Origin of the sequence: Sphingopyxis lindanitolerans, assembly GCF_002993885.1 — a bacterium.
Lineage (GTDB): Bacteria > Pseudomonadota > Alphaproteobacteria > Sphingomonadales > Sphingomonadaceae > Sphingopyxis > Sphingopyxis lindanitolerans.
Genome location: NZ_CM009578.1, coordinates 2,274,314 through 2,298,309, shown reverse-complemented (window position 1 = coordinate 2,298,309; position 23,996 = coordinate 2,274,314). Strand labels below are relative to the sequence as shown.

Here is a 23,996-nt window from a genome sequence, read left to right as displayed (position 1 = left end):
TTACCTCTTCTTCTTCGCGTGACGCGACCGGATGATCATCTTATCGGTCGACTTGTTATGACGGGTACGAGCACCCTTGGTCGGCTTGCCCCACGGGGTCACCGGATGACGGCCCCCCGAGGTGCGGCCTTCGCCACCGCCGTGCGGGTGGTCGACCGGGTTTTTCGCCACGCCGCGGGTCAGCGGACGCTTGCCGAGCCAGCGATTGCGGCCGGCCTTGCCGAGATTGGTGTTCTGATTGTCGGGGTTCGACACCGCGCCGACCGTGCCCATGCACTCGCCGCGGATGTAACGCTGTTCGCCCGAACCGAGACGCACGATGACGAGACCGCGGTCCCGACCGACGACCTGGGCATAGGTGCCGGCCGACCGGGCGATCTGACCGCCCTTGCCCGGCTTCATCTCGATATTGTGGACGATCGTGCCGACCGGCATCTGCGACAATTCCATCGCATTGCCCGGCTTCACGTCGGTCTTCTTGCCCGCGACGACGGTGTCGCCGACGGCCAGACGCTGCGGCGCCAGAATATAAGTCTGTTCACCGTCCGCATATTTGACGAGCGCGATGAACGCCGTGCGGTTCGGGTCATATTCGAGCCGTTCGACGGTGGCCGGCATGTCCCACTTGCGACGCTTGAAGTCGATGAAGCGGTACTTCTGCTTGTGGCCGCCGGCGATGCCGCGCGAGGTCACATGACCCTTGTTGTTGCGGCCGCCGGTCTTGTGCTTGCCTTCGGTCAGCGCCTTGACGGGCTTGCCCTTCCACAGCGACGACTTGTCGACGAGGATCAGGCCGCGCTGCGCGGGGCTGGTCGGGTTATAATGTTTGAGTGCCATTTTCTTTGCCTTCCCGAGCCGCTCAGACGCCCGTGGTGACGTCGATCGACTGGCCTTCGGCCAGACGAACGATCGCCTTCTTCACGTCGCTGCGGGTGTAGGGCTTGCCCTTCCAGCGCTTGGTCTTGCCCTTGGTGATGAGCGTGTTGACGCTGACCACCTTGACATCGAACAGCGCCTCAACGGCCGCCTTGATCGCGGGCTTGGTCGCGTCGTCCGCGACCTTGAACACCACCGCATTGTTTTCGCTGAGCAGCGTCGACTTTTCGGTGATCACCGGAGCGAGGATCACGTCATAATGACGCGCATCGACAGTTTTTGCCTTAGCCATTGAAACGTGCCTCCAGCTTTTCGACAGCCGCGCGGGTCAGGACCAGCGTGTCGGCGCGGATAATGTCATAAACATTGGCGCCCGCCGCCGGCATCGCATCGATGCCGATCAGATTGGCCGACGCCATCGCGAAGCTGGTGTGGACCGCATCGCCGTCGATGAAGAGCGCGCGATTGCCGAGGTCGAGCTTGCCGAGCTTGCCGGCGAGCACCTTGGTCTTCGCGTCCTTGAGCTCGAGCGTGTCGAGAACGACGATCTTGCCGCCCATCGCCTTGTCGCTGAGCGCCATCTTCAGGCCGAGCGCGCGAATCTTCTTGTTCAGCGAATGGCCGAAGGTGCGGGCCCGCGGGCCGTGCGCCTTGCCGCCGCCGATGAAGATCGGCGCCTTGCGATCGCCGTGACGCGCGGTGCCGCCACCCTTCTGGCGACCGAACTTCTTGCCGGTGCGGGCGACATCGCTGCGTTCGCGAGCGGCGCGAGCCGGACCACGACGCTTTTCAAGCTGCCACGCAACGATGCGGTGCAGAATGTCGGTGCGCGGATCGACGCCGAACACATCGTCGTTCAAATCGATGTCGGTGCCGGCCTTGCCGTCTAGGGTCTGAACCTTGATCTTCATGGTCAGGACTCCTGCGCGCCATCGGTGGTCGCGGCATCGACGACGACGGTTTCTTCCGCCGGAGTCTCTGCCGGCGTATCCGCCGGGGCTTCCTGGTTGCTGTTCGCCGCGCTCTTGATGCCCGCCGGATAGGGGGCCTCGGGGTGACGCGGCAGTTTCACCGCATCGCGAACGAGCAGCCAGCCGCCCTTCGAGCCAGGGACCGAGCCCTTGACGAAGAGAAGGCCGCGCTCGACGTCGGTGCGGACGATTTCGAGATTCTGCTGGGTGCGATTGCGCGCGCCCATGTGACCCGCCATCTTCTTGTTCTTGAAGACGCGGCCCGGATCCTGGCGCTGACCGGTCGAACCATGCGCACGGTGGCTGATCGAAACACCGTGGGTCGCGCGCATACCGCCGAAACCCCAGCGCTTCATCGCACCGGCAAAGCCCTTACCCTGGGTCACGCCCTGGATGTCGACGATCTGGCCGGCGACGAAATGGTCGGCCGACAGTTCGGCGCCGACGTCGAGCGTCGCGTCGTCGGCGACGCGGAATTCGACGATCTTCGCCTTGGGCTCGACTTCGGCCTTGCCGAAAGCGCCACGCTGCGGCTTCGCAACATTCTTCGCCTTCGCCGAGCCGGCACCGAGTTGAACGGCCACATAGCCGTCGCGTTCCTGTTCGCGCACGGAGATGACCTGACAGCCTTCGAGGCTCAGGACGGTGACGGGCACGTGGCGGCCGTCGTCCTGAAACAGGCGGGTCATCCCCATTTTCTTCGCGATCACGCCAGTCCGCATGATCATACTCCTCAACAGAGGCCGGGCGGACCATTCCGCACGGCTTGCGGGCGGCCATCAAGCAAAGCCCGACGACGACCCTCCCAACCCATGATTTCGATACATCGCCCCGTCCGGGCTGAGGTGCCGCCGTCCCGAAGGGTCAGCGGCGAGACGGGGGACGCAGCCCGGTCTGTATGTTTCCGAAGAAACGACCGGCGGTATCCACCCTATCGTGATGCAGGCGCCAAAGCGTCCTGCCGATAGAGACCCCCGCTTTCGCGGGGGCTGCGTTGGCCTTAAGCCAACTTGATTTCGACGTTCACGCCCGCGGCGAGGTCGAGCTTCATCAGCGCATCGACCGTCTGCGGGGTGGGCTGCACGATGTCGAGCAGCCTTTTGTGGGTACGCACCTCGAACTGCTCGCGCGACTTCTTGTCGATGTGCGGACCGCGGTTCACGGTGAATTTCTCGATGCGCGTCGGCAGCGGGATCGGGCCGCGAATAAGCGCGCCGGTGCGACGTGCCGTATCGGCGATGTCGGTGGTGGCCTGATCGAGCACGCGGTGATCAAAGGCCTTCAGGCGAATGCGAATATTCTGCGTTTCCATGACTGTTCCAGTCGAATCCCGTCTGACGATGCGAAAGAGCCGAAATGGCCTGTTCCGACCCCCTTGTGGAAGCCGGCTCGGCCATCAAAATTCTTTAAGCTACGAGCCGCCCGAATCACTTTCGAATCAGGCGGCTCGCGGCCCTATATTACTTTGTGATCGTCGCGACAACCCCTGCGCCGACCGTGCGGCCACCTTCGCGAATGGCGAAGCGCAGACCCTGCTCCATGGCGATCGGAGCGATCAGCTTGACCGCCAGCTGGACGTTGTCGCCCGGCATGACCATCTCGGTGCCTTCGGGGAGGATGACCTCGCCGGTGACGTCGGTGGTGCGGAAGTAGAACTGCGGACGATAGTTGGCGAAGAACGGCGTGTGACGGCCGCCTTCGTCCTTCGACAGGACATAGACTTCCGAGGTGAACTCGGTGTGCGGCGTGATCGAGCCGGGCTTGGCCAGAACCTGGCCGCGCTCGACTTCTTCACGGCCGACGCCGCGGATCAGCGCACCGATGTTGTCGCCGGCCTGGCCCTGGTCGAGCAGCTTGCGGAACATTTCGACGCCGGTCACGACGGTCTTCTTGGTGTCCTTGATGCCGACGATTTCGACTTCTTCGCCAACCTTGACGACGCCGGTTTCGACACGGCCGGTGACGACGGTGCCGCGACCCGAAATCGAGAACACGTCTTCGATCGGCATCAGGAAGGGCTTGTCGAGCGGACGTTCCGGCTGCGGAATCCATTCGTCGACGGCGGCCATCAGCTTGAGGATCGCTTCCTTGCCGATATTGTCGTCGCGACCTTCCAGCGCGGCGAGCGCCGAACCGGGGATGATCGGAATATTGTCGCCGTCAAAACCGCGCTTCGACAATTCTTCGCGGATTTCCATTTCGACGAGTTCGAGCAGCTCGGGATCGTCGAGCTGGTCGACCTTGTTCAGGAAGACGACCATCGTCGGCACGCCGACCTGGTTCGCGAGCAGGATGTGCTCCTTGGTCTGCGGCATCGGGCCGTCAGCGGCCGACACGACGAGGATCGCGCCGTCCATCTGCGCGGCGCCGGTGATCATGTTCTTCACATAGTCGGCGTGGCCCGGGCAATCGACGTGGGCATAGTGGCGCGCGCCGGTTTCATATTCGACGTGGCTGGTCGAAATGGTGATGCCGCGCTCGCGCTCTTCGGGCGCCTTGTCGATGTTGTCGAACGAAACGGCGGTGCCGCCGCCCTGTTCGGCGAGCACCTTGGTGATCGCGGCGGTCAGCGAGGTCTTGCCATGGTCGACGTGACCGATGGTGCCGATGTTGCAGTGCGGCTTCGTCCGCTCAAATTTAGCCTTGGCCATGATATGGAACCTTCTTGTTCATGTGTTTGGGTTGATCAGTTTGGACGAGCCTGCTGAATCAGGCGCCGCCCTTAGTAGGTCTTGCCGCGCGGTGCAAGCCCGCGCGGTTTTGACCCATCAGGCCATCTTGGCCTTCACTTCTTCGGCGACGTTCGTCGGCACTTCTTCATAATGCGAGAATTGCATCGAATAGCTGGCGCGTCCCTGGCTGAAGCTGCGCAGCTGGTTCACATAGCCGAACATGTTCGCCAGCGGCACGATCGCCTCGACGACCTGGGCGATGCCGCGGCTGTCGGTGCCCTGGATCTGGCCGCGACGGCTGTTGAGATCGCCGATCACGTCGCCCATGAACTCCTCGGGAGTCACGACCTCGACCTTCATCACCGGCTCGAGCAGCTTGATGCCGGCCTTCGCCGCCACTTCGCGCATCGCCGCGCGGCCCGCGATTTCGAACGCCAGCGCCGACGAGTCGACGTCGTGATAGGCGCCGTCGGTCAGCTTGATTTCGAAGTCGATGATCGGGAAGCCGATCATATGGCCGTTTTCAGCCGATTCGCGCATGCCCTTTTCGACCGACGGGATATATTCGCGCGGAATATTGCCGCCCTTGATCTCGTCGAGGAAGGTGATGCCCGAACCGCGCTCGCCGGGAGCGACGCTGACCTTGACGCGGCCGAACTGGCCCGAGCCACCCGACTGCTTCTTGTGGGTATAATCGACATCGACCGGCTTCGCGAGCGATTCACGATACGCCACCTGAGGCGCGCCGACATTCGCTTCGACCTTGAATTCGCGCTTCATGCGATCGACGAGGATGTCGAGGTGAAGCTCGCCCATGCCCTTGATGATCGTCTGGCCCGATTCATGGTCGGTCGAGACGCGGAACGAGGGGTCCTCGGCGGCCAGGCGGTTGAGCGCGATGCCCATGCGTTCCTGGTCGGCCTTGGTCTTGGGTTCGACCGACAGCTCGATGACCGGCTCGGGGAATTCCATCCGCTCGAGGATGATCGGCGCGTTGGTGGCGCAGAGCGTGTCCCCGGTTGTGGTTTCCTTGAGCCCGGCGAGCGCGACGATGTCGCCCGCATAGGCTTCGTCGATGTCTTCGCGGCTGTTCGCATGCATCAGCAGCATGCGGCCGACCTTTTCCTTCTTGTCCTTGACCGAGTTCAGGTAGGTGCCCTTGGTCAGCGTGCCCGAATAGATGCGGGCGAAGGTGAGCGAACCGACGAACGGATCGTTCATGATCTTGAAGGCGAGCAGCGACAGCGGCGCCGAGTCCGACGTCTCGCGCGTGTCGGGCTGGTCGTTCGACGGGTTGATGCCCTGGACCGCCTCGATGTCGAGCGGCGAGGGCAGATAGTCGACGACCGCGTCGAGCAGCGTCTGCACGCCCTTGTTCTTGAACGACGAGCCACACAGCACCGGCACGAAAGCCTGCGCCAGCGTGCCCTTGCGGATCAGCGCCTTCAGCGTCGCGACGTCGGGCAGCGTGCCTTCGAGATAGGCCTCCATCGCATCATCGTCCTGTTCGACGGCGAGTTCGACCAGCTTTTCGCGATATTCGGCGGCCTTGTCGACGAGGTCGGCGGGAATCTCGGCATAGGAGAATTCGGCGCCGAGGCTTTCATCCTTCCAGATGATCGCGCGTTCGTTGACGAGATCGACGAGGCCGACGAAATCGGCTTCGGCGCCGATCGGCAGATAGAGGACGGCCGGAACCGCGCCGAGGCGATCGATGATCGTCTGGACGCAATAATAGAAATTGGCGCCGGTGCGGTCGAGCTTGTTGATGTAGCACATGCGCGGAACTTTATATTTGTCCGCCTGGCGCCACACGGTTTCCGACTGCGGCTCGACGCCGGCCACGCCGTCGAACGCGGTGATCGCGCCGTCGAGGACGCGAAGCGAGCGCTCGACTTCGATCGTGAAGTCGACGTGTCCGGGGGTGTCGATGATGTTCAGGCGATGCTCGGGGCCCTTGCCCTCATCGGCTTTCCACAAGCAGGTGGTGGCCGCCGACGTGATCGTGATGCCGCGTTCCTGTTCCTGCTCCATCCAGTCCATCGTCGCGGCGCCGTCATGGACTTCGCCGATCTTGTAGGACTTGCCGGTGTAGTAAAGGATGCGCTCGGTCGTCGTGGTCTTGCCGGCGTCGATGTGCGCCATGATCCCAAAGTTGCGATAATTTTCGAGCGGATGGCTGCGTGCCATGGTCTGTTCCTTGGATTTTGGGGGCGGCCGGTGGGACCACCCCCGATATAGGAAGGTTTGTGACGATTGCGAGACGCCGGACCGCGAGAATCGGGGCGTCCCGCGGATGCTTACCAGCGGTAGTGGCTGAAAGCGCGGTTGGCTTCGGCCATGCGGTGCGTGTCTTCGCGCTTCTTGACCGCGTTGCCGCGGTTGTTCGACGCATCGAGAAGCTCGCCCGACAGGCGCGCGGCCATCGTCGTTTCGCTGCGGTTGCGCGCGGCGGTGATCAGCCAGCGGATCGCGAGCGCCTGCGCGCGGTCGGGACGGACTTCGACCGGAACCTGATAGGTCGCACCGCCGACGCGGCGGCTGCGGACTTCGATGTTCGGGCGGATGTTCGCCAGCGCTTCATGGAACACGCCGATCGGTTCCTTCTTGGCGCGGGCTTCGACCGATTCGAGCGCACCGTAGACGATGCTTTCGGCGATGGACTTCTTCCCGTCCAGCATGACGCTGTTCATGAATTTCGACAGCACGACATCCCCGAAACGGGGATCGGGCAGAATTTCGCGGCGTTCAGGACGACGACGACGAGCCATGGGTAATTCCTTTTACAACAGCATCCCGGCGCGGTGGCGGCCTGGGATGATCAAATAGCCGAAAAAGCGGTCCTTACTTCGGACGCTTCGCACCGTATTTCGAACGGCTCTGCTTGCGGTCCTTCACGCCCTGCGTATCGAGCACGCCGCGCAGGACGTGATAACGCACACCGGGAAGATCGCGGACACGACCGCCGCGGATCAGCACGACGCTATGTTCCTGGAGGTTGTGGCCTTCGCCGGGGATGTAGGTGATGACTTCGCGCTGGTTGGTCAGGCGGACCTTGGCAACCTTGCGGAGCGCCGAGTTCGGCTTTTTCGGGGTCGTCGTGTAGACACGGGTGCAAACGCCGCGCTTTTGCGGGTTCGCCTCCATCGCCGGGACCTTGGAGTTCGCCTTTTGCGGCGTCCGTCCCTTGCGGACCAGCTGGTTGATCGTGGGCATGAATGCTTCACCTTTAAATGTCCGCCCATCAAAGCGAACGGTTACTGTACCGCGGGGGATGAAGCTCCGGCCCCTGTCCCACCAAAATTGGCGGAAAACGGCCGACCTGATAACAGCAAAAGACCCCGGCGGATCGCAATGATCTTCCGGAGGCTCCATCCGCGCCAGCAATGTTCAAGCGCTGTTGTAACCGAAAGAGGCAGCAAACCGCCCTTTTCGGTCGAGCGCGCCCCTAGCGGTGATTCTGTCGCGGGTCAAGAGGCGGGCAATATTGTTGCGCCGCGCCGGGCAGGCTATCGGTTTGCGATGCCGACCGTCCGCCACGCCAGCTTCGCGCCGCATGTCGCCGCCGATACGCGGCTGCTGATCCTCGGCAGCCTGCCCGGCGCCCGCTCGCTCGCCGCGCGGCAATATTATGCGCATCCGACCAACCAGTTCTGGCGCCTGCTCGGCGACGTCGTCGCCCGGCCGCTCGCGGCGATGCCCTATGCCGAGCGGCTGGCGGCGCTGCACGCAGCGAAGATCGGCCTGTGGGACGTGATCCGTACCGCCGAACGGCGCACGAGCAGCGACGGCGATATTCGCGACGCCGAAGCGCACGATCTTGCCGACCTCGTCGCGACGCTGCCCGACCTGGGCATGATCGCCTTCAACGGCGGCAAGGCCGCGACGATCGGACGACGGCAATTGCCGGACCCCGGCGGGATCGCGCTCGTCGACCTGCCATCGAGCAGCGCGGCGCATACGATCGGCTTCGCGGCGAAGCGGGATCGCTGGATGCGCCTTCGCGACGCGCTTGCCCCAACCGCCCCGACCCCCTAGGCACCGCGCCATGACCGTGCCGATCGACCATATCGACAATTGGATCTTCGATCTCGACAACACGCTCTATCCACCGTCGGCGAAGCTGTTCGACCTGATCGACGCGCGGATGGGCGCCTTCATCATGCGCCTGCTCGATGTCGATGCGGTCGAGGCGCGGCGGGTGCAGAAGCAATATTTCCACGATCATGGCACGACGATGGCGGGGCTGATGCGGCACCACGGGGTCGAGCCCGAAACCTTCCTCGTCGATGTCCACGACATCGCGCTCGACCGGCTGAGTATCGATGCGCGGCTGCGCAGCGGACTCGAGCGGCTGCCCGGTCGCAGGCTGATCTTCACCAACGCCGACGCCGATTATGCCGCGCGCGTGCTCGCGGCGCGCGGGATCGCCGACCTGTTCGACGGCATCTGCGACATCCGCGTCACGCGCTATACGCCCAAGCCCGATCCCGCGGCTTATGCGGCGATGATCGACCATCTCGGCATCGACCCGGCGAAAAGCCTGTTCGTCGAGGATATGGCGCGCAACCTGACCCCCGCCAAAGCGCTCGGCATGACGACCGTGTGGCTGGACAATGGCAGCGAAAGCGGCCATCGCGACCACCGGCCGGGCCATGTCGATTTCCATGTGAGCGACATCGCGGACTGGCTCGACAACCTGCCTTTACCCTGGGGAATTTCATGAGCGCCGACCTCAAAGCCACGATCGAAGCCGCCTGGGACGCCCGCGACACGCTGGGGCCGGCCACGACGGGCGCGGTGCGCGACACGGTCGAGTCCGCGATCGCCGGGCTCGACGACGGCAGCTTTCGCGTCGCGACGCGCGATGCGGACGGAATGTGGCAGGTCCACCAATGGCTCAAGAAAGCGGTGCTGCTCTCTTTCCGTCTCAACGACATGGAGATCATCGAGGGCGGACCCGGCGGCGCGACCTGGTGGGACAAGGTGCCGTCGAAATTCGCCGGCTGGGGGGCGAATCGCTTCCGCGATGCGGGCTTTCGGGCGGTGCCCGGATCGATCGTCCGCCGCGGCGCCTATATCAGCAAGGGCGCGGTGCTGATGCCGAGCTTCGTCAACATCGGCGCCTATGTCGGCGAGGGGTCGATGGTCGATGCCTGGGCCACCGTCGGAAGCTGCGCGCAGATCGGCGCGAATGTCCACCTGTCGGGCGGCGCCGGGATCGGCGGCGTGCTCGAACCGTTGCAGGCCGGTCCGGTGGTGATCGAGGACGGCGCCTTCATCGGCGCGCGCGCGGAAGTCGCCGAGGGGGTGATCGTGCGCGAGGGCGCGGTGCTGTCGATGGGCGTCTATCTCGGCGCCTCGACCAAGATCGTCGACCGCGCGACCGGCGAAATCTTCATCGGCGAAGTGCCGCCCTATGCGGTCGTCGTCCCCGGATCGCTGCCGGGCAAGCCGCTCCCCGACGGGACGCCGGGACCGTCGCTCTATTGCGCGGTGATCGTCAAGCGCGTCGATGCCAAGACCCGCGCCAAGACCGGGATCAACGAGCTGCTGCGCGACTGACGTCGCACCAAACACCTCGCCATGGCGAGTGAATTACCGCTCGCTCAGATAATAGCGCTCGCGCGCCGTCAGATCGTCGTTCAATTCATAGACGATCGGCTGGCCGGTCGGAATCTCCAGCCCCGTGATGTCGGCGTCCGAAATCCCCGACAGATGCTTGACGAGCGCGCGCAGGCTGTTGCCGTGCGCCGAGATCAGCACCCTCTTGCCGGCCTTGAGTTCGGGCGCGATCGCACTGTCATAATAGGGCAGCACCCGCGCGATCGTGTCCTTCAGGCTTTCGGCCGATGGGATGGCGATGCCCGCGTAGCGCGGGTCGGACGACAGGTCCCAAGGCGAATCGGCGGCCAGCGGCGGCGGCGGAATGTCGAAGCTGCGGCGCCAGATCTTCACCTGGCTCTCGCCATGCTTCGCCGCGGTCTCGGCCTTGTCGAGCCCGGTGAGGCCGCCATAATGCCGCTCGTTGAGGCGCCAGTCCTTGGTCACCGGCAGCCACAAACGCCCCATCGCCTCGAGCGCGAGGTTGAGCGTCTTGATCGCGCGCGTCTGGACCGAGGTGAAGCAGGCGTCGGGGGCGATGCCCTTTGCCTTCATCAGCTCGCCCGCCCCCCAGGCCTCGGCCGCGCCCTTTTCGGTGACGTCGACATCCCACCAGCCGGTAAAGCGGTTTTCGAGATTCCATTGCGACTGGCCGTGGCGGATGAGGATGAGCTGCGGCATTTGCGGTCCTTCGGCTGGAGGGGATTCGCCGCGCCATAGCGCCAGTTTTGCCCGAACGCCAACGCCCCCTTGAAATGGTTTCCAGGGTTACCAGATGGAAAGGGACAGGCGATGATCGAAGACAAGCAGGCCGCCATGGCCTGTGTGCTTTGCCCTTCGGGGCATGAAGAACGGGGTTCGGTCCCTCTCCCGAACCCCGTTTTTCGTCACAGCATCTGGTCGAGCGTCGCGAGACAGGCGTGCGCGAGCAGTTTCGAGCGTTCGGGCGACCAGCCCTGCACCGGGTCGGGCAGGTCGCGATTGTCCTTGAACGGCATTTCGAGCGTCATCGACACCGCACCAAAACGTTCGGCGAGCTGGGTCGTCGACATGCTGAGGTTCGCCTTGCCGGGCGCCGACAGCTCATAGCCGAGCGCGACCTGGAAATCGGGGGTGTTCGCGGCGAGCGCCGCCTGGAACGCCCGATATTTCGCGGTCTGCTCGTCCTTCAGCGACGGGATGCCCTCGAACCCGGCGGTGAAGACCGCGGGGATCGCTTCGTCGCCATGGATGTCCATCGCCCAGTCGACGCCGCTTTCGTCCATCGCGCCGCGCACGCACAACACTTCGGGGCTGCGCTCGAGCGTCGGATTGTCCCATTCGCGGTTGAGGTTCACCCCGGCATAGTTGGTCCGCAAATGGCCGCGCCGCGACCCGTCGGGATTCATGTTCGGGACGATATGAAAGCGGCATTTGCGCCGCAGCGACCGCGCGTGCGGATCGGCGGGATCGGTGAGTTTTTCGAGCGCGCCCTCCATCCACCATTCGGCCATCGTTTCGCCGGGATGCTGGCGCGCATAGAGCCAGACCTGCGTGCCGCCGGTGCCCATTTCGAGGCAGTCGATCGGCTGGCCTTCGAGGCTGATGCCGAGGCAGCGGTGCGTGACGCCTTCGCATTCGGCGACCGAAGCGATCAGGTCATGGTGCCGCTCCATCGAATAAGGCGCGAAATAGGCGAGCCAGAGGAGCGGGCTTTCGGCGGTGTGCTGGACGGTGAGCGTGCCGGTGGCGGCATCATAGCTGGTGTCGAGGCGGAACCAATGGTCGCGGTCGTGGCTGGCGCAGACCGCATAGCCCGACCAGCCGTCGGGATAGGCCGAGCCCGCAAGCCCGGTGATCGCAAGGTCGATCGCGTCGCCGACCGTGCAGGCCACACGAAAATGGAACCATTGATAGAAATCGGACTCGCGATCCTTGCGGATGGAAAGACGCGCCGAATTGCCCTCGACGCTGTCCACGACGATATTGCCGCTGTCGAACGCGGCGTTGATGCTGATAGTCATGGGACGCTGATAGTGCGTCCGGATTCGCCAGGAAAGTCCTTGAATAAGGCTTCGGCCAATTTTGCCGCAGCCAGCGAGGGCTGCGCGGCCGGTGCCTTGACCGGAACCGCGGTCAGCGCGCGGCCTTCCCAGACGGCCTGGCCGGTCGCGGCATCGTCGATGCGCACCGAAAGCTGGAGATCGGCCATCCGCTTCGGTCCGCCGCCGAGGTTGATGCCGACGCCAAGACCCACTCCCGAGCCATAGCTGCCCGTCCCGCCGCCGACCCCGACCGAAACCGGCGAACGGCGCGGCGCGTTGGCTTGTTCGCTGCGGTCAAAGGCGACACGGACGAGGAGCGGCGCCCGCTCGCCGGTTCCCGCCGCGACGAGGCCCAGGCGCTGAAGCTGCTGGTCGACCGCGGTGCGGTAGCTATTCCATTCGATCGACGGCATCGCGGCCCCGGGCGCGTCGAGCGGCGCGGTCGCGATGGCGTAGCGCGTGCCAGGCGCCCAGCCGGGAACAACATTGTGGAAGCGGGTGACTTCGACCGGCGGGACCGCGGTGGCGCAGCCGCCGAGTGCGAGCGCCGCTGCGGCAAGCAGGGCGACAGAGAGAGGACGCATCATGGCGCCTTCATGCGCCACGAATAATGGCTTGGCAATGAACGCGATGCGCGATCGGCCCCGCGCCCGCTCCCGCCGCCTCAGCGATAGAAGATATGATTGTCGATCGCGGCGATGCGCGTCTTGCGCCAGCCCGGCGAGACATAGCGCGCGTGAAAGAAGAGCGCGCCCGGCGCCTGATTCTTCCAGCTGTCGTCGCGCGCGATCTGGGCGATGGCGACGGCGTTGTTCCACTGGGCGCCCGCACGCACCGCGGGCATCTTGCCGCGACGCACGAAGCTGAACTGGCTCGGTTGGCGGACGACGCCGCACAGGCTCTTGGGAAAGCGGCCCGACTTGGCGCGGTTGAGCACGACATGCGCGACGGCGAGCTGCCCCGCGAGCGATTCGCCGCGCGATTCGAAATAGACCGCGCCGGCCAGGCAGCGCAGCTCGGAATCGATCTCGGCCGGCCGCGGCGTCGCGGCGACGAGTTCGGCGAGCGAATCGATATCGAGCGGCGCCGGTTTCGGTTCGTCGGTCGATTCCGCGTCGGTGTCTGTCGTGTCGGAAGTCGTATCGACGGGCTGAGTCGCCGCGGTCGACAGATCCGCCTGGTCGCTCTGCGGCGCATCGGCGCCCGGCAGGGTGATGGCGGGAAGATTCGCGCTGGTCGCAAAATCGTTCGCGAAGCCCGGTTCGGCCAGCAGCAGCATCGCGGTGGCCGTCATGCCGACGGCGGCCACGCTGGCGGCGTTCAAAATGCGACTCATAAAATCCGTCAAAAGGGCGGCTGATGGACCGAAACTTCAAAGACAGGCGGGCGAGCTGAATAGGGCTCGATGCCGCCTGCGGCCATCATCCGACTGCGTGTCCGAACCATTTGGCTGAGCTCCGGCGGCAAGCCACAGGAACCCACGGAACGACCTACGCGTTATGGGTGGGCGGCACTTATTGTGCGCCGCAACAGAGTCAAGTTAACGCCGCCCACTCCGCGACGAGTTGTGGCGCATCTGCGATATCCAGTTCGACGATCCACAAGTCGGGATCGGCGCTTCGCCGCCGGGCATGGTAGTTTGCGCGCGATTCACCATCTTTTGGGTCATCGGGGCCGACCGCCTCCCAGATATAGTGTCCGCTCGGCGAAAAGCGGCGTTCGAGCAGCGGACCGGGGGCGCCGCGATCGCTGCATTGGACCAGGATGACCCCGGCGCCATCGTCGCCCTTGGCCAGGATCGCCGCGAAGCCGCCGGCCGCCTCGGTGCGGCGGATCAGCAGGTCGACAAGAAAGCGGCTGGTCAGGCGAGCCATTCTACCTCCCGTTCCTGCAAAGGCAGGGATCCATGAATCGTCATTGCGAGCGGAGCGAAGCCATCTCCAGCCGTCGGCCTTGGGCAACGCCGAGGGCTGGAGATTGCTTCGCCGCTACGCTCCTCGCAATGACGAATGAGGGAAAACCCTGCCTAGGCCGCGTCCCGCGCTTCGGCATCGACGAGCATCGCATAAAGCGCCTCGTCGCTCTTTGCGCCGCGCAGCCGTTCGGCGATGCTGTCGTTGCGGAGCATCCGCGAAACGCCGGCGAGCGCCTTCAGATGGTCGGCGCCCGCATCGAGCGGCGACAGCAGCACGAAAAGCAGATCGACCGGCAGGCCATCGACCGCCTGGAAATCGATCGGCCGCGCAAGCTGCAGGAACAGGCCGCGCACGCCGGTGAGATCGGCCATCTTTGCATGCGGTAGCGCGATGCCGCGGCCAAAGCCGGTCGAACCGAGGCGTTCGCGCTCGAGCAGCGCTTCGCTGACTTCGCCCGCGTCGAGGCCGAGCGAACGCGCCGCAAGATCACCGACGAGCGGAAAGAGCGCCTTTTTCGAGTCGAGCTGGACGTGCGCACGCACGGTCGCGGGGTAGAGAAGGGAAGATAGGTTCATCGCTTTGGTCAAATCATATCCGCCGGGCAGACGCCCGGTTCATCCTGTTGGCAATCGATCGGGGGATCGGTCGTGTGGCAGGCCCCGCCATCCGGGTATCAATGGGCGCGGCCCTTAGGCCGGATGGCGGATAAAATCCAGTCCTATTGTCTGGCGGCCCTGTCCCTAGCGGGGCTCAACCCAGCCGATCGTCCCGTCATCGCGGCGATAGACCATATTGTGTGAGCCGGTTTTGCCGTTGACGAACAAGAGCGCGTTGGTGTTGCGAAGGTCGAGCATCATCACCGCGTCGGACACGCTGCTGGTCGGGATATCGACGCGCGTTTCGGCGATGATCGCCGGCGCGTCGCCCGCCTCATCCTCGTCGCCGCCGCCGTCGAACACGACATAGCTCGCATTCTCGACAATGTCGTCGATCGACCCAGCCGACTGGCCGTTGAGGTTGCTGCGATCCTTCAATCGTCGCATATAGCGCCTGAGCTGTTTTTCAATGCGCTCGGCCGCGGCCTCGAAGGCGACATGCGCGTCCTGCGCCTGGCCGTGTCCCTTGAGCACGAGGCCCTGCATCACATGCGCGACGATATCGCACTGGAAGCTGTCGTGCGGCCCTTTGCCGAAGGTCGCGTGCGCGCCGATCGCGCGGGAGAAATATTTATCGGCAATCGCGTTCATCCGGTCCGACACGCGCGCCTGAAGCGCTTCGCCGGTTTCGATCTGGTGTCCAGAGACGCGGATTTCCATTTTTCTTCTCCTTCCAGAAACGCGGCGGCGGCCGGAGCCGCCGTCACGGACTATCGTGCCAAAGCGGTCCAGTAAGCTTGGCGACGAATTCTGCATGGCGCGCCAGTTCGGCCGCATCGGCGGCATGCGCACGCGGTTCGCGAAAGGGGCGCGGCGGCGCGGCGGCGCGAACCGGGTCGGCGACGGACCCGCGCGCGGCCGCCGCACTCTCGGCCGCAAGGCCAAGGCCGATCTGCCGTCCGCCGGTCATTTCGATATACAGATGCGCGAGCAGTTCGGCGTCGAGCAGCGCGCCGTGCTTGACGCGGTGGCTGCGGTCGATGCCATAGCGCGTGCAGAGCGCGTCGAGGCTGTGCTTGGCCCCCGGATGGAGCTTGCGCGCCATCTGCACGGTGCAGCACATGCGGCCCATGTCGAGCGCCGGACGGCGCGCGCGCGCGAGTTCGGCATTGAGGAAGCCGAAGTCGAAGGCGGCGTTATGCGCGACCATCGGCGCGTCGCCCAGAAACTCGATCAACTCGTCGACACACGTCGCGAAAAGCGGCTTGTCCGACAGGAATTGGATCGACAGGCCATGCACCGCCTCGGCCTCGGCCGGCATGTCGCGCTCGGGATGAAAATAGGCGTGAAAGGTTTGGCCCGATTCGCGGCGGTCGATCAGTTCGATGCACCCGATTTCGACCAGCCTATGCCCCGCCCTGGGGTCGAGTCCCGTTGTTTCCGTATCGAAAATTATCTCTCGCATCTTCCAATCAATATCGCCCCTATCGGGCGCGGAAACAAGAGGCGATGGCGCGAATCTGACGGTGCGTCGCGCTTTTGGGTCGGCCGGTTTCGATTATGAAATCGGCGCGGGCGCGCTTGACGCGATCGGGGACTTGCAGGCGGCGGATCGCCTTCAGCTTGGCGGCGGTCATCCCGGGGCGGCGCATCACGCGCTTTCGCTGCATCCACGCCGGCGCCGAGACGACGGCGATCGCGCCGACGCGCCGCCAGCCGCCCTTTTCGAAAAGCAGGGGAATGTCGAGGACGACGATGGCGCGGGCACGGTGGCGCGCGAGGAAACGCTTCTGCGCCTTGCCGACCGCCGGATGGATAATCGCCTCGAGCGCCGCGAGTTCGTGGCCGTTGCCGAGCACGCGCGCGCCGAGTTTCTGTCGATCGACGCCGTTCGGTCCGGTGGTGCCGGGAAAGCGCGCCTCGATCGCGGCGACCAGGGCGCCGCCGGGCCCTTGCAGCCGGTGCACCTCGGCGTCGGCATCGAACACGGGGACGCCTTCGCGCTCGAACATCGTCGCGGCGGTCGACTTGCCCATGCCGATCGAGCCGGTGAGGCCGAGGATGAAGGGGCGGCGAAGCCGCGAGCCGGGGCGCGGGCGGTGCGTCATGCGGTCAGCAGCCCGCGCAATTCCTCGTCGCGGCCCTCGGGCGGCGAGGCGCCGAAAAACAGCTCGAAAGCGAGCGCGGCTTGGCCGATCAGCATGTCGAGCCCATCGACCACGCCCAGCCCGTGCGCCTCCGCCGCCGCGAGAAGCCCGGTTTGCAGCGGCGAATAGACGAGATCATAGACGATCGCACGAGCGGGCAGGGGCGACAGGTCGAGGGTGAGCGGCGGCTGGCCGGTCATGCCGAGGCTGCTCGCATTGACGAGCAACGAGACGGGCGCAAGCGGCGCGTCGAGCGCGACGACGTCGCCCTTGAGCCCGAAGGTCGCGAGCAGCCCCATCGCCTTGAGCGGCGAGCGGCCCAGCATCGTCACCTTGCCGACCCTGGCGCGGGCGAGCGCGAACAGCACCGCGCGCGCCGCGCCGCCGGCGCCGACGACCGCGACCGGCGCGCCTTCGAGGTCGAGTTCGGCAAGCGGCGCATAAAAGCCCGCGGCGTCGGTGTTGGTGCCGATCAGCGTGCCGTCCTTTTGACGGATGATCGTGTTCATCGCGCCGATCGTGCCGCGGATGTCGCCGGGATCGTCGACGAGGTCCATCACCGCACCCTTGTGCGGCATCGTCACGTTGCAGCCGCGCCAGGCGGGATCGGCGCGGCGCTCGCCGACATAGGCGGCCAGATCGGCGGGGGTCACATGGCAGCGGCGGTAATCGCCCTCGATCCCCAGCGCCTTCAGCCAGAAGCCGTGGATCAGCGGCGATTTCGACTGGGCGATCGGATCGCCGATCACTTCGGCATAAGGGGTGCCGCTCATGCTGGCGCCAATCCGCTGGCGCGCAGCCAGGCGAGCAACGGCAGCATCGGCATGCCGATGATCGTCCAGGGGTCGCCCTCGACCCGGTCGAACAATGTCACCCCCGCCCCCTCGATCTCGTAACAGCCGACGGTCCAGCGGATGCTGTCCCAGTGGCGCGCGACATAATCGGCGATGAAGGCGTCCGACAAGGGGCGCATCCAAAGTTTCGCCTCGCCGATCGCGCGCCACACCGGCGCACCGCCCTGCGCGGCGACCGCGGCGCTGAACAGGCGGTGGCGGCCGCCCGCCATCCGCCGCAGATGGTCGGCGGCTTCGGCGGGGCTTTCGGGCTTGCTCAGCATCGACCCGTCGTCGAGCGCCAGCGTCGAATCGGCGCCGATCACGGTGACGCCCGGAAGCCGCGAGGAAATCTTGATCGCTTTCGCCTCGGCGAGCGCGTCGGCGATGTTGCGCGGCGTCTGGCCCGCCGCCAGCAGCGACGCGGTCAGTGCTTCCTCGTCGAGATGCGCCGCGCTCGTCTCGAAGTGGAGACCGGCGGCGCGCAGCATCGCGGCGCGCCCGCTGCTCTGCGAGGCAAGAAGAAGCTCTGTCATGCCGCGCCGCGATCCTCGACCAGCTTGATCACCGCCGCCGCGGTCTCCTCGATCGAGCGGCGCGTCACGTCGATCACCGGCCAGCCGTTGTCGGCGAACATGCGCCGCGCATAAGCGAGCTCGGCCTTGACCCGTTCATCGTCGACATAGGCGGTTTCGGGCGCCTGGTTGAGCGAGAGAAGGCGGTTGCGGCGGACCTGCACCAGCCGGTCGAGCCCGGTGGTCAGCCCGACCACCATCGGCCGCTTCAGATGGAACAACACGTCGGGCGGCGGCGATTCGGGGACGATCGGGATATTCGCGGTCTTGTAGCCGCGGTTCGCGAGATAGATGCTCGTCGGCGTCTTCGACGTGCGCGACACTCCGGCGAGCAATATGTCGGCCTGCTCCCAATTCTCCCAGCCGATACCGTCGTCGTGCGCGACGGTGAATTGGATCGCCTCGACCCGCGCGAAATAGGCGGCGTCGAGGACATGCTGGCGGCCGGGGCGCGCCTTTGCCTCCTGTCCCAGCATCCGCGACAGCGCATCGGTGACTGCATCGAGCGCAGGAACGAGCGGCAGGTTGAGCGCCTCGGCGCGTCGCTCGAGGCTGGCGCGAAGCTCACCGTTGACCAAAGTGAACAGGATCATGCCGGGGCTCGCCTGGACTTCGGCGATGATGCGGTCGAGGTGCGATTCGGATCGCACCATCGGCCAGAAATGGCGCACGACCTCGACATCGTCGAACTGCGCGATCGCCGCCTTGGCAATATTTTCGAGCGTTTCGCCGGTGGAGTCGGATATGAGGTGCAGGTGGAGCCGGTCCATGGCGTCCTGTTTTCGCAGCGGCGAAGGAAAAGGCAAGCGGCGCTTTCCTTCCGTCGCCCCCGCGAAGGCGGGGGCCGCCGGAAAGCGGTTGTGGATAAGTTTCGGCATAACCGCCGGGACAAGTCCGGCAGCGAAAATTCCTCCCCGACGCTGCCGATTCCGTTCGCTCACTTGTCCACAGGGGAGGAAATTTATCCACAGGCTGTGAATTAGGGGGACAGCGTCCGGCGACTCCGTGGCGATAGCCGTGACATCCGGAGTCAAGCTGTTGGCAAAAGGGGCGCCTGCGCCTAAAGCCCCGCAATCCGCCGACCAACAAACCACCACAATCCTATTCAATATTATATGAAGAGAGAAAGAGAGATCGCGTGAAGGCGTCGTCGAAGAGCTTGCTGGCAACGCTGCGCGGGGTGCGGCAGGAACGGCCCGCGACGTGGCTGATGCGCCAGGCGGGACGCTATCTCCCCGAATATCGCGCCCTTCGCGAGACCAAGGGCGGCTTCCTCGAGCTTTGCTATGACAGCGAGGCGGCGGCCGAGGTCACTTTGCAGCCGATCCGTCGTTTCGGCTTTGACGGCGCGATCCTGTTTTCCGACATTCTCGTCATCCCGCACGCGCTCGGCCAGCATCTGTGGTTCGAGGCGGGCGAGGGGCCGCGGCTGGCGCCGCCGCTCGTCGACAGCGCGCTGGCGGCGCTCGACGCGATGCCGCAACGGCTCGACCCGGTGTATGACACCGTCGCTCGCGTCGCCGATGCCTTGCCGCCCGAAACGACCTTTCTCGGTTTCGCGGGCAGCCCGTGGACGGTCGCGACCTATATGGTGGCGGGGCAGGGGTCGAAGGACCAGGCCGCGACGCGGCGCCTGGCCTTTGGCGATCCGGGGGCGTTCGCGGCGATCATCGATGCGATCGTCGACCTTTCGGTCACCTATCTTTCGGGGCAGATCGAACAGGGCGTCGAGGCGGTCCAGCTCTTCGACAGCTGGGCAGGGAGCCTTTCCCCCGCGCAGTTCGAACGCTGGGTGATCGCGCCCAATGCCGAGATCGTGCGCCGGCTGAAGGCGCTTCATCCCGATACGCCGATCATCGGCTTTCCCAAGGGCGCCGGCGGCAAGCTGGCGGCCTATGCCAATGAGACCGGGGTCGATGCGATCGGGCTCGACGAGACGGTCGATCCCGTCTGGGCCGATGGCGCCTTACCGCCGCATCTGCCGGTGCAGGGCAATCTCGATCCGCTTGCGCTCGTCGCGGGGGGCGAGGCGCTCGACGGCGCGATCGATCGCATCCTTGCGGCTTTCCCCGATCGCCCCCATATCTTCAATCTCGGTCATGGCATCGTGCCCGACACGCCGATTGCCCATGTCGAACATCTGATCCGGCGCGTGCGTGGATAGGCAGGCAATATGGGACTGGCGGGTTTTCTGGGGGTGACGATGCTTTGGGTCAAAGCCGCGCATGTGATTTTCGTCATCTTCCTGATGGCGGGCCTGTTCATGATGCCGCGTTTCTTCGTCTATCATCACCAGACCCCGGTCGGGTCCGACGAGGATAAAAAGTGGATCGAGCGCGAGGATCGCCTGCGCAAGATCATCCTCAATCCGTCGCTCGTTCTCGTCTGGGTGTTCGGGCTGATGCTCGCCTTCAACGCCGATGTGTGGCGCGAAGGCTGGTTTCACGCCAAATTGCTGCTCGTCCTGCTGCTGTCGGCCTATCATGGCTGGCTGATCGGCTATTTCAAGAAATTGAAGAAGGGCGAGCGTCCGCTGACCGAAAAGCGGCTCCGCCTGCTTAACGAGGTGCCGGGAATCGCCGCGGCGATCATCGTCATCCTCGTGATCGTCCGGCCTTTCTGACCCTCGCTCTGGCGAGAGCCGATTGACTTGCGCAAAAGCCGGTTATAGGGGCCGATCAACCCCGCCCCGTGCGGGCGGCGCTTCCTTGCGCCGAAGCTATCTTTAACGGTCGTCCCACGGCCGGATAGGCACCCCGGCGGTGCATCGAAATCGACTGTATTTTCTCCCAAAATCTATCTTGGAATCCATCCATGCATCTTAAAGAACTCAAGACCAAGTCGCCCGCCCAGCTCGTCGAAATGGCCGAGGAACTGGGGGTCGAGGGCGCCTCGACGCTGCGCAAGCAGGATCTGATGTTCTCGATCCTCAAGGAACTCGCCGAAGAAGGCGAAGAAATCATCGGATCGGGAACGATCGAAGTCCTGCCCGACAGCTTCGGCTTCCTGCGCTCGTCCGAGGCCAATTATCTCGCCGGTCCCGACGACATCTATGTCTCGCCGAACCAGGTCCGCAAATACGGCCTGCGCACCGGCGACACGGTCGAGGGCGAGATTCGCGCCCCGCGCGACGGCGAACGCTATTTCGCGCTGACCAAGCTGATCAGCGTCAATTTCGACGATCCCGAGGCGGTCCGCCACCGCGTCAATTTCGACAACCTCACCCCGCTCTATCCGAACCAGAAATTGTCGCTCGACACCATCGATCCGACGGTCAAGGACAAGTCGGCGCGGGTCATCGATCTCGTCAGCCCGCAGGGCAAGGGCCAGCGCGCGCTGATCGTCGCACCGCCGCGCACCGGCAAGACCGTGCTGCTCCAGAATATCGCCAAGGCGATCACCGACAACCACCCCGAGGTTTACCTGATCGTCCTCCTCGTCGACGAGCGTCCCGAGGAAGTCACCGACATGCAGCGCAGCGTCAAGGGCGAGGTCGTCTCCTCGACCTTCGACGAGCCCGCGACGCGCCACGTCCAGGTCGCCGAAATGGTGATCGAAAAGGCCAAGCGCCTCGTCGAGCACAAGAAGGATGTCGTCATCCTGCTCGATTCGATCACGCGTCTCGGCCGTGCCTACAACACTGTCGTCCCCTCGTCGGGCAAGGTGCTGACCGGCGGCGTCGATGCCAATGCGCTCCAGCGGCCGAAGCGCTTTTTCGGCGCCGCGCGCAATATCGAGGAGGGCGGTTCGCTGTCGATCATCGCCACCGCGCTGATCGATACCGGCAGCCGCATGGACGAAGTGATCTTCGAGGAATTCAAGGGCACGGGTAACAGCGAAATCGTCCTCGACCGCAAGGTCGCCGACAAGCGCATCTTCCCGGCGCTCGACGTCGGCAAGTCGGGCACCCGCAAGGAAGAATTGCTCGTCGAGAAGGGCAAGCTCAGCAAGATGTGGGTGCTGCGCCGCATCCTCATGCAGATGGGCACCATCGATGCGATGGAATTCCTGCTCGACAAGATCAAGGACAGCAAGACGAACGAAGATTTCTTCGATTCGATGAACCAATAGTCCGCGCAGGTGGCCGTGGTCGAACTTGCCTTGTTGCCGGTTCGACCGGGCCATGAAGCCGCATTCGAGACGGCGGTCGCCGCAGCGCGGCCGCTGATCGAAGCCTCACCGGGTTTCCTCGGCCTCGAAATCCGCCCACCGCTTGCCGTCGGTCAGCCCTATCTGCTCGTCGCGCATTGGCGGTCGGTCGCGGATCATCGCGAGGGCTTCCGGCGTTCGGAACGATATGAGCGGTGGCGCGCGCTGCTCCACCCCTTTTATGACCCGGTGCCCGAGGTCAGCTATTTCGGAGAGCCGCTCTGATGGATTTTTCGGCGATGGACTTTTCGGCGATCTTCACCGGGCCGGGCCTCATCCTGCTCGGCCAGATCATCATCGGCGACCTCACCATGGCGGGCGACAATGTGCTGATCATGGGCACGATCGCCGGTGGGCTTCCCGAACGCGACCGCAAGCGCGTGCTGATGCTCGGCGTCGGCATGGCGCTGGTCTTCCTGATCGGTTTCGCGCTCATCGCGACGCAGCTTCTCAAGATCACCGGCCTCGTCTTCGCCGGCGGGCTGCTGTTGCTGTGGGTCGCCTATGGCATGTATCGCGAGATCCGTCCGGCGAAAGGCGGGGGCCCGATCGACGATCCGGCGACGGAGGCGATCGAGGGACCGCCCGCACGCACCAGCTTTTTCAAGGCGGCGCTGTCGATCATGGTCGCCGACCTGTCGATGAGCATCGACAATGTCCTGCTCGTCGCGTCGATCGCGCGGGAAAATCCGGCCTTGCTGTTCGTCGGCATGACCTTCACGGTGATGGTCATGGGCCTCGCGGCGAATTATGTCGCCAAGCTGTTGCAGCGTTATCACTGGATCGCCTGGGTCGGGCTGGTCGTGATCCTCTATGTGGCGCTGAAGATGATTTACGACGGCTGGGTCGATCCCGTAATCGGCCTTGGTCATTTATTTGGATGGGTGCGCTGACATGATCGTGGAGTTGATGAATTTTGCCGCCGGTGCGGCGCCTTCGGCGGGAATCTGGGACGCGATCGTCCATGATTTTTCGAACATCACCGAACCTGCGGCCTTTTCCGCCTTCGTCCAGGTGCTGTTGATCGACCTCGTCCTCGCGGGCGACAATGCGATCGTCGTCGGCGCGCTCGCGGCGGGGCTGCCGCCCGAACAGCGCCGCAAGGTGATCCTGATCGGCGTCGGCGCCGCGCTCGTCCTGCGCGTCGGTTTTGCGCTCGTCGTCCAGCAATTGCTCGGCATCGTCGGGCTGGTGCTCGCGGGCGGCCTGCTGCTGCTCTGGGTCGCGTGGCGCATGTGGCGCGACCTGCGCGGCGGCCACGGCGAATCGGCCGGCTCGCCCGAGATTGCGGGCGACGAGGATTCGGGCCTGCATCCCGCCAAAAGCTTTGCCGCGGCCGCCTGGGGCGTCGCGGTCGCCGACGTGTCGATGAGCCTCGACAATGTCCTCGCGGTGGCTGGTGCGGCGCGCGAGCATCCCGGCATCCTGATCGTCGGACTGATCTTCGCGGTCGCGATGATGGGGGTCGCGGCGAACGTCATCGCCAAATATATCGAGCGCTATCGCTGGATCGCGTGGGTCGGGCTTGTCGTGATCGTCTATGTCGCGGGCAAGATGATCTGGGAGGGCTGGGACGACGTTCACCCGCATTTCATGGAACTGCTCGGCCGCTGAGCGGGGCGCTGGCGTTCCG

The 23,996-nt window shown here is 64.8% G+C and carries 30 protein-coding genes; 9 read left to right on the top strand and 21 right to left on the bottom strand.

Annotation, left to right across the window (positions count from 1 at the left end; translation table 11 throughout):
- The 9 genes from rplB to rpsL all read right to left on the bottom strand — a co-directional run bounded on the left by rplB (window position 1) and on the right by rpsL (window position 7,735).
- Window positions 1–837 carry a 50S ribosomal protein L2 gene (rplB, locus tag CVO77_RS11080; protein ID WP_105999106.1) on the bottom strand — a complete coding sequence of 279 codons (837 nt, stop codon included), beginning with the start codon at window positions 835–837 and terminating at the stop codon, window positions 1–3.
- Between the two features lie 22 nt (window positions 838–859).
- Window positions 860–1,168 carry a 50S ribosomal protein L23 gene (locus tag CVO77_RS11075; RefSeq protein WP_105999105.1) on the bottom strand — a complete coding sequence of 103 codons (309 nt, stop codon included), beginning with the start codon at window positions 1,166–1,168 and terminating at the stop codon, window positions 860–862.
- Window positions 1,161–1,787, bottom strand: a complete 627-nt coding sequence (rplD, locus tag CVO77_RS11070) for a 50S ribosomal protein L4 (protein WP_105999104.1) — start codon at window positions 1,785–1,787, stop codon at window positions 1,161–1,163. The genes CVO77_RS11075 and rplD overlap by 8 nt, the downstream gene beginning before the upstream one ends.
- 2 nt (window positions 1,788–1,789) lie before the next feature.
- Window positions 1,790–2,569, bottom strand: coding sequence for a 50S ribosomal protein L3 (gene rplC / locus CVO77_RS11065; RefSeq protein ID WP_106000786.1), 780 nt, complete (start codon window positions 2,567–2,569; stop codon window positions 1,790–1,792).
- Between the two features lie 278 nt (window positions 2,570–2,847).
- Complete coding sequence (rpsJ, locus tag CVO77_RS11060; RefSeq protein ID WP_011543089.1) at window positions 2,848–3,159, bottom strand: 30S ribosomal protein S10; 312 nt, start codon at window positions 3,157–3,159, stop codon at window positions 2,848–2,850.
- A gap of 148 nt (window positions 3,160–3,307) precedes the next feature.
- The gene (gene tuf, locus CVO77_RS11055; RefSeq protein ID WP_105999103.1) at window positions 3,308–4,498 is read right to left on the bottom strand and encodes an elongation factor Tu; all 1,191 of its coding nucleotides are present in this window, start codon (window positions 4,496–4,498) and stop codon (window positions 3,308–3,310) included.
- Between the two features lie 117 nt (window positions 4,499–4,615).
- Window positions 4,616–6,709, bottom strand: a complete 2,094-nt coding sequence (fusA, locus tag CVO77_RS11050) for an elongation factor G (protein ID WP_105999102.1) — start codon at window positions 6,707–6,709, stop codon at window positions 4,616–4,618.
- Window positions 6,710–6,819: 110 nt separating this feature from the next.
- Window positions 6,820–7,290, bottom strand: coding sequence for a 30S ribosomal protein S7 (gene rpsG, locus CVO77_RS11045; protein WP_105999101.1), 471 nt, complete (start codon window positions 7,288–7,290; stop codon window positions 6,820–6,822).
- A gap of 73 nt (window positions 7,291–7,363) precedes the next feature.
- Window positions 7,364–7,735, bottom strand: coding sequence for a 30S ribosomal protein S12 (gene rpsL, locus CVO77_RS11040; RefSeq protein WP_105999100.1), 372 nt, complete (start codon window positions 7,733–7,735; stop codon window positions 7,364–7,366).
- A 306-nt stretch (window positions 7,736–8,041) separates the two neighbouring features.
- Between rpsL and CVO77_RS11035 the strand changes: the two genes are divergently transcribed.
- Genes CVO77_RS11035 through dapD form a run of 3 tightly spaced genes read left to right on the top strand, consistent with a single transcriptional unit; the run spans window position 8,042 to window position 10,084 of the window.
- A complete protein-coding gene (locus tag CVO77_RS11035) occupies window positions 8,042–8,557 on the top strand; it encodes a DNA-deoxyinosine glycosylase (protein ID WP_105999099.1) in 516 nt (171 codons plus the stop codon).
- A gap of 10 nt (window positions 8,558–8,567) precedes the next feature.
- Window positions 8,568–9,245 (top strand): pyrimidine 5'-nucleotidase, encoded by a 678-nt coding sequence (locus CVO77_RS11030; protein WP_105999098.1) that lies wholly within the window; start codon window positions 8,568–8,570, stop codon window positions 9,243–9,245.
- Complete coding sequence (gene dapD / locus CVO77_RS11025) at window positions 9,242–10,084, top strand: 2,3,4,5-tetrahydropyridine-2,6-dicarboxylate N-succinyltransferase (protein ID WP_105999097.1); 843 nt, start codon at window positions 9,242–9,244, stop codon at window positions 10,082–10,084. Before CVO77_RS11030 ends, dapD begins: the two co-directional genes overlap by 4 nt.
- 33 nt (window positions 10,085–10,117) lie before the next feature.
- On the opposite strand, the gene gpmA is transcribed toward dapD, so the two are convergent.
- The 12 genes from gpmA to CVO77_RS10965 form a co-directional block, all read right to left on the bottom strand.
- Complete coding sequence (gpmA, locus tag CVO77_RS11020; RefSeq protein WP_105999096.1) at window positions 10,118–10,804, bottom strand: 2,3-diphosphoglycerate-dependent phosphoglycerate mutase; 687 nt, start codon at window positions 10,802–10,804, stop codon at window positions 10,118–10,120.
- Window positions 10,805–11,010: 206 nt separating this feature from the next.
- Window positions 11,011–12,126 (bottom strand): M14 family metallopeptidase, encoded by a 1,116-nt coding sequence (locus CVO77_RS11015; RefSeq protein ID WP_105999095.1) that lies wholly within the window; start codon window positions 12,124–12,126, stop codon window positions 11,011–11,013.
- Window positions 12,123–12,731, bottom strand: a complete 609-nt coding sequence (locus CVO77_RS11010; protein WP_242445905.1) for a DUF4136 domain-containing protein — start codon at window positions 12,729–12,731, stop codon at window positions 12,123–12,125. The genes CVO77_RS11015 and CVO77_RS11010 overlap by 4 nt, the downstream gene beginning before the upstream one ends.
- Before the next feature lie 80 nt (window positions 12,732–12,811).
- Window positions 12,812–13,483 (bottom strand): cell wall hydrolase, encoded by a 672-nt coding sequence (locus CVO77_RS11005; RefSeq protein ID WP_105999094.1) that lies wholly within the window; start codon window positions 13,481–13,483, stop codon window positions 12,812–12,814.
- 199 nt (window positions 13,484–13,682) lie between these two features.
- Window positions 13,683–14,021, bottom strand: coding sequence for a DUF1491 family protein (locus CVO77_RS11000; RefSeq protein WP_105999093.1), 339 nt, complete (start codon window positions 14,019–14,021; stop codon window positions 13,683–13,685).
- Window positions 14,022–14,173: 152 nt separating this feature from the next.
- Entirely contained in the window at window positions 14,174–14,638 is a 465-nt protein-coding gene (locus CVO77_RS10995) for a PTS sugar transporter subunit IIA (protein WP_105999092.1), read from the bottom strand.
- 165 nt (window positions 14,639–14,803) lie between these two features.
- Window positions 14,804–15,379 carry a ribosome hibernation-promoting factor, HPF/YfiA family gene (gene hpf / locus CVO77_RS10990; RefSeq protein ID WP_105999091.1) on the bottom strand — a complete coding sequence of 192 codons (576 nt, stop codon included), beginning with the start codon at window positions 15,377–15,379 and terminating at the stop codon, window positions 14,804–14,806.
- A gap of 43 nt (window positions 15,380–15,422) precedes the next feature.
- On the bottom strand, window positions 15,423–16,124 hold the full coding sequence (gene dnaQ / locus CVO77_RS10985) for a DNA polymerase III subunit epsilon (RefSeq protein ID WP_105999090.1): 702 nt from the start codon (window positions 16,122–16,124) through the stop codon (window positions 15,423–15,425).
- Between the two features lie 19 nt (window positions 16,125–16,143).
- A complete protein-coding gene (gene coaE / locus CVO77_RS10980) occupies window positions 16,144–16,767 on the bottom strand; it encodes a dephospho-CoA kinase (RefSeq protein ID WP_105999089.1) in 624 nt (207 codons plus the stop codon).
- Window positions 16,764–17,579: a shikimate dehydrogenase gene (aroE, locus tag CVO77_RS10975; RefSeq protein ID WP_105999088.1), complete on the bottom strand. Its 816-nt coding sequence runs from the start codon at window positions 17,577–17,579 to the stop codon at window positions 16,764–16,766. The genes coaE and aroE overlap by 4 nt, the downstream gene beginning before the upstream one ends.
- Window positions 17,576–18,175: a Maf family protein gene (locus CVO77_RS10970; protein ID WP_105999087.1), complete on the bottom strand. Its 600-nt coding sequence runs from the start codon at window positions 18,173–18,175 to the stop codon at window positions 17,576–17,578. Before CVO77_RS10970 ends, aroE begins: the two co-directional genes overlap by 4 nt.
- Complete coding sequence (locus CVO77_RS10965) at window positions 18,172–18,984, bottom strand: pyruvate, water dikinase regulatory protein (protein WP_106000784.1); 813 nt, start codon at window positions 18,982–18,984, stop codon at window positions 18,172–18,174. Before CVO77_RS10965 ends, CVO77_RS10970 begins: the two co-directional genes overlap by 4 nt.
- Before the next feature lie 368 nt (window positions 18,985–19,352).
- Here CVO77_RS10965 and hemE point away from each other — a divergent pair, with 368 nt between their 5' ends.
- The 6 genes from hemE to CVO77_RS10935 all read left to right on the top strand — a co-directional run bounded on the left by hemE (window position 19,353) and on the right by CVO77_RS10935 (window position 23,977).
- Entirely contained in the window at window positions 19,353–20,378 is a 1,026-nt protein-coding gene (gene hemE, locus CVO77_RS10960; RefSeq protein ID WP_105999086.1) for a uroporphyrinogen decarboxylase, read from the top strand.
- Window positions 20,379–20,387: 9 nt separating this feature from the next.
- Window positions 20,388–20,837 carry a CopD family protein gene (locus tag CVO77_RS10955; protein WP_105999085.1) on the top strand — a complete coding sequence of 150 codons (450 nt, stop codon included), beginning with the start codon at window positions 20,388–20,390 and terminating at the stop codon, window positions 20,835–20,837.
- A 191-nt stretch (window positions 20,838–21,028) separates the two neighbouring features.
- Entirely contained in the window at window positions 21,029–22,285 is a 1,257-nt protein-coding gene (rho, locus tag CVO77_RS10950) for a transcription termination factor Rho (RefSeq protein ID WP_105999084.1), read from the top strand.
- A 9-nt stretch (window positions 22,286–22,294) separates the two neighbouring features.
- A complete protein-coding gene (locus tag CVO77_RS10945; protein WP_105999083.1) occupies window positions 22,295–22,588 on the top strand; it encodes an antibiotic biosynthesis monooxygenase family protein in 294 nt (97 codons plus the stop codon).
- Window positions 22,588–23,256, top strand: coding sequence for a YjbE family putative metal transport protein (locus CVO77_RS10940; protein WP_105999082.1), 669 nt, complete (start codon window positions 22,588–22,590; stop codon window positions 23,254–23,256). The genes CVO77_RS10945 and CVO77_RS10940 overlap by 1 nt, the downstream gene beginning before the upstream one ends.
- Window position 23,257: 1 nt before the next feature.
- Window positions 23,258–23,977: a YjbE family putative metal transport protein gene (locus CVO77_RS10935; RefSeq protein WP_105999081.1), complete on the top strand. Its 720-nt coding sequence runs from the start codon at window positions 23,258–23,260 to the stop codon at window positions 23,975–23,977.
- Window positions 23,978–23,996: the final 19 nt, after the last annotated feature.

Bases quoted from the DNA above. Each gene is read 5' to 3' on its own strand.
- aroE (WP_105999088.1), bottom strand. From the start codon at position 17,579: ATGAGCGGCACCCCTTATGCCGAAGTGATCGGCGATCCGATCGCCCAG.
- CVO77_RS10995 (WP_105999092.1), bottom strand. From the start codon at position 14,638: ATGAACCTATCTTCCCTTCTCTACCCCGCGACCGTGCGTGCGCACGTC.
- CVO77_RS10970 (WP_105999087.1), bottom strand. From the start codon at position 18,175: ATGACAGAGCTTCTTCTTGCCTCGCAGAGCAGCGGGCGCGCCGCGATG.
- rpsL (WP_105999100.1), bottom strand. From the start codon at position 7,735: ATGCCCACGATCAACCAGCTGGTCCGCAAGGGACGGACGCCGCAAAAG.
- CVO77_RS10940 (WP_105999082.1), top strand. From the start codon at position 22,588: ATGGATTTTTCGGCGATGGACTTTTCGGCGATCTTCACCGGGCCGGGC.
- CVO77_RS11010 (WP_242445905.1), bottom strand. From the start codon at position 12,731: ATGCGTCCTCTCTCTGTCGCCCTGCTTGCCGCAGCGGCGCTCGCACTC.
- tuf (WP_105999103.1), bottom strand. From the start codon at position 4,498: ATGGCCAAGGCTAAATTTGAGCGGACGAAGCCGCACTGCAACATCGGC.
- rpsG (WP_105999101.1), bottom strand. From the start codon at position 7,290: ATGGCTCGTCGTCGTCGTCCTGAACGCCGCGAAATTCTGCCCGATCCC.
- CVO77_RS10935 (WP_105999081.1), top strand. From the start codon at position 23,258: ATGATCGTGGAGTTGATGAATTTTGCCGCCGGTGCGGCGCCTTCGGCG.
- dapD (WP_105999097.1), top strand. From the start codon at position 9,242: ATGAGCGCCGACCTCAAAGCCACGATCGAAGCCGCCTGGGACGCCCGC.
- gpmA (WP_105999096.1), bottom strand. From the start codon at position 10,804: ATGCCGCAGCTCATCCTCATCCGCCACGGCCAGTCGCAATGGAATCTC.
- rpsJ (WP_011543089.1), bottom strand. From the start codon at position 3,159: ATGGAAACGCAGAATATTCGCATTCGCCTGAAGGCCTTTGATCACCGC.
- CVO77_RS11015 (WP_105999095.1), bottom strand. From the start codon at position 12,126: ATGACTATCAGCATCAACGCCGCGTTCGACAGCGGCAATATCGTCGTG.
- CVO77_RS11030 (WP_105999098.1), top strand. From the start codon at position 8,568: ATGACCGTGCCGATCGACCATATCGACAATTGGATCTTCGATCTCGAC.
- hpf (WP_105999091.1), bottom strand. From the start codon at position 15,379: ATGGAAATCCGCGTCTCTGGACACCAGATCGAAACCGGCGAAGCGCTT.
- CVO77_RS10955 (WP_105999085.1), top strand. From the start codon at position 20,388: ATGGGACTGGCGGGTTTTCTGGGGGTGACGATGCTTTGGGTCAAAGCC.
- rplC (WP_106000786.1), bottom strand. From the start codon at position 2,569: ATGCGGACTGGCGTGATCGCGAAGAAAATGGGGATGACCCGCCTGTTT.
- rplD (WP_105999104.1), bottom strand. From the start codon at position 1,787: ATGAAGATCAAGGTTCAGACCCTAGACGGCAAGGCCGGCACCGACATC.
- rplB (WP_105999106.1), bottom strand. From the start codon at position 837: ATGGCACTCAAACATTATAACCCGACCAGCCCCGCGCAGCGCGGCCTG.
- CVO77_RS10965 (WP_106000784.1), bottom strand. From the start codon at position 18,984: ATGGACCGGCTCCACCTGCACCTCATATCCGACTCCACCGGCGAAACG.
- rho (WP_105999084.1), top strand. From the start codon at position 21,029: ATGCATCTTAAAGAACTCAAGACCAAGTCGCCCGCCCAGCTCGTCGAA.
- fusA (WP_105999102.1), bottom strand. From the start codon at position 6,709: ATGGCACGCAGCCATCCGCTCGAAAATTATCGCAACTTTGGGATCATG.
- CVO77_RS11005 (WP_105999094.1), bottom strand. From the start codon at position 13,483: ATGAGTCGCATTTTGAACGCCGCCAGCGTGGCCGCCGTCGGCATGACG.
- CVO77_RS11075 (WP_105999105.1), bottom strand. From the start codon at position 1,168: ATGGCTAAGGCAAAAACTGTCGATGCGCGTCATTATGACGTGATCCTC.
- dnaQ (WP_105999090.1), bottom strand. From the start codon at position 16,124: ATGCGAGAGATAATTTTCGATACGGAAACAACGGGACTCGACCCCAGG.
- CVO77_RS11035 (WP_105999099.1), top strand. From the start codon at position 8,042: ATGCCGACCGTCCGCCACGCCAGCTTCGCGCCGCATGTCGCCGCCGAT.
- CVO77_RS11000 (WP_105999093.1), bottom strand. From the start codon at position 14,021: ATGGCTCGCCTGACCAGCCGCTTTCTTGTCGACCTGCTGATCCGCCGC.
- coaE (WP_105999089.1), bottom strand. From the start codon at position 16,767: ATGACGCACCGCCCGCGCCCCGGCTCGCGGCTTCGCCGCCCCTTCATC.